The 3,253-nt window shown below is 57.5% G+C and carries 2 rRNA genes; both read right to left on the minus strand.

Features of this window, described 5'->3' with window-relative positions:
• Nucleotides 1–51 precede the first annotated feature (51 nt).
• Nucleotides 52–168: ribosomal RNA gene (gene rrf / locus LRF89_RS13020) — 5S ribosomal RNA — on the minus strand.
• Nucleotides 169–258: 90 nt separating this feature from the next.
• A 23S ribosomal RNA gene (locus LRF89_RS13025) occupies nt 259–3,154 on the minus strand.
• Between the last annotated feature and the right edge of the window lie 99 nt (nt 3,155–3,253).

Below are 3,253 nucleotides of genomic sequence, written 5' to 3' on the forward strand. Positions count from 1 at the left end.
ATAAAAAAACCCCCGACTCCATTGAGGAGACGGGGGTTTTTCGGTGTAGGGGCCTGGCGATGACCTACTCTCGCACGACAGCGTGGTCGCACTACCATCGGCGCTGAGCGGTTTCACTGCCGAGTTCGGCATGGGATCGGGTGGTTCCCGCTCGCTATGGTCGCCAGGCAAAGCGGTGTGGCCTTTAGGCCACTTGTGTCTGGGAAGTTGCCGTCACGCGCTTACGGCATGTCGGTGTTCAATCCGCTTGGGTGTTATATGGCCAAGCCTCACGGGCCATTAGTACGGGTTAGCTTAATGCATTGCTGCACTTCCACACCCCGCCTATCAACGTCCTCGTCTTGGACGGCCCTTCAGGGACCTCGCGGGTCCGGGGAGACCTGATCTTGAGGCGGGCTTCCCGCTTAGATGCTTTCAGCGGTTATCCCTTCCATACGTAGCTACCCGGCTGTGCCACTGGCGTGACAACCGGACCACCAGCGGTATGTCCACTCCGGTCCTCTCGTACTAGGAGTAGAGCCTCTCAAGTCTCCGACGCCCACGGCAGATAGGGACCGAACTGTCTCACGACGTTCTAAACCCAGCTCGCGTACCACTTTAAACGGCGAACAGCCGTACCCTTGGGACCTGCTACAGCCCCAGGATGTGATGAGCCGACATCGAGGTGCCAAACTCCTCCGTCGATGTGGACTCTTGGGAGGAATCAGCCTGTTATCCCCGGAGTACCTTTTATCCGTTGAGCGATGGTCCTTCCATACAGAACCACCGGATCACTAAGGCCGGCTTTCGCCCCTGCTCGACTTGTAGGTCTCGCAGTCAAGCACCCTTCTGCCTTTACACGCACTGCGCGATTTCCGACCGCGCTGAGGGTACCTTCGCGCTCCTCCGTTACTCTTTGGGAGGAGACCGCCCCAGTCAAACTACCTACCACGCACGGTCCCCGACCCGGATCACGGGCCCAGGTTAGAACCCCAAACATGCAAGGGTGGTATCTCAAGGATGGCTCCACGGGAGCTAGCGCTCCCGCTTCATAGCCTCCCACCTATCCTGCACAAGCATGCTCGAGGTCCAGTGCGAAGCTGTAGTAAAGGTTCACGGGGTCTTTCCGTCTTGCCGCGGGTACACAGCATCTTCACTGCGATTTCAATTTCACTGAGTCCCGGATGGAGACAGTGGGGCCATCGTTACGCCATTCGTGCAGGTCGGAACTTACCCGACAAGGAATTTCGCTACCTTAGGACCGTTATAGTTACGGCCGCCGTTTACCGGGGCTTCGATCAAGAGCTTCGCCCCAAAGGGCTAACCCCATCACTTAACCTTCCGGCACCGGGCAGGCGTCACACCCTATACATCCTCTTGCGAGTTAGCAGAGTGCTGTGTTTTTAGTAAACAGTCGCAGCCCCCTGGTCACTGCGGCCCCCCTCTGCTCCGCCCGCAAAGGGCTTCACATAACGGAGGCGCACCTTCTCCCGAAGTTACGGTGCCATTTTGCCGAATTCCTTCACCCGGGTTCTCTCAGGCGCCTTGGGATTCTCACCCTGCCCACCTGTGTTGGTTATCGGTACGGTCTCTTGCTGCCTGAAGCTTAGAGGCTTTTCTAGGAAGCCTGGCATCGGTCACTTCCGCTCCGTAGAGCGTCGTGTTCGCGTCTCGGCGTATGAACCCCCGGATTTGCCTAAGGGCTCCGCCTACACGCTTAAACCGGGACATCCGTCACCCGGATGACCTAGCCTTCTTCGTCACCCCATCGCAGCAACAAGAGGCACGGGAATATTAACCCGTTTCCCATCGGCTACGCCTTTCGGCCTCGCCTTAGGGGCCGGCTAACCCTGCGTCGACTAGCGTTGCGCAGGAAACCTTGGGCTTTCGGCGAGCGGGATTTTCACCCGCTTTATCGTTACTCATGTCAGCATTCGCACTTCCGATACCTCCAGAGGCCCTCACGGGTCCTCCTTCAGCGGCGTACGGAACGCTCCCCTACCATGCTCAAAAGAGCATCCGCAGCTTCGGCGCGTGGCTTGAGCCCCGTTGAATCTTCCGCGCAGGCCGACTAGACCAGTGAGCTATTACGCTTTCTTTAAAGGGTGGCTGCTTCTAAGCCAACCTCCTGGGTGTCTCTGCCTTCCCACATCGTTAACCACTTAGCCACGACTTGGGGGCCTTAGCTGGCGGTCTGGGCTGTTTCCCTCTCGACGACGGACCTTATCACCCGCCGTCTGTCTCCCGTGATTGCACTTCCCGGTATTCGGAGTTTGCCTCGGTTTGGTAAGGCACGGATGCCCCCCTAGCCGAAACAGTGCTCTACCCCCGGGAGTGAGACACGAGGCGCTACCTAAATAGCTTTCGGGGAGAACCAGCTATCTCCGAGCTTGTTTAGCCTTTCACTCCGACCCACAGCTCATCCCCTAGCTTTTCAACGCTAGTGGGTTCGGGCCTCCAGCAGGTGTTACCCCGCCTTCACCCTGGCCATGGGTAGCTCGCTCGGTTTCGGGTCTACTCCCAGCGACTGAACGCCCATTTAAGACTCGGTTTCCCTACGGCTCCCCTAAACGGTTAACCTCGCCACTGAAAGTAAGTCGCTGACCCATTATACAAAAGGTACGCGGTCACCCGGACGCACCGGGCTCCCACTGCTTGTACGCATACGGTTTCAGGTTCTATTTCACTCCCCTCACCGGGGTTCTTTTCGCCTTTCCCTCACGGTACTGGTCCACTATCGGTCGGCAGGGAGTATTTAGCCTTGGAGGATGGTCCCCCCATCTTCAGACGGGATAACACGTGTCCCGCCCTACTCGATTTCACGATCAGCGCCCTTTCGTGTACAGGGCTGTCACCTTCTATGGCCGGACTTTCCAGACCGTTCCACTAGAACACTGACCGCTTAAGGGCTAGTCCCCGTTCGCTCGTCACTACTAAGGGAATCTCGGTTGATTTCTTTTCCTCCGGTTACTTAGATATTTCAGTTCACCGGGTTCGCCTCGTACGCCTATGAATTCAGCGCACGATGACCACCTGACGGTGGCCGGGTTGCCCCATTCGGAAATCCCCGGATCGAAGCCCGTTTGCCGGCTCCCCGAGGCTTATCGCAGGCTACCACGTCCTTCATCGCCTCCTGCCGCCTAGGCATCCACCGTATGCGCTTAACCGCTTGGCCATATAACCCCAAACAGACTGGAGCTATACCGCGGTCAATAACACGCGAATGCGACATGCCATATGCTGTGTACGGCAACTTCCCAAATTGTTAAAGAAC

This window comes from Halorhodospira sp. 9621 (assembly GCF_022228055.1).
Lineage (GTDB): Bacteria > Pseudomonadota > Gammaproteobacteria > Nitrococcales > Halorhodospiraceae > Halorhodospira > Halorhodospira halophila_A.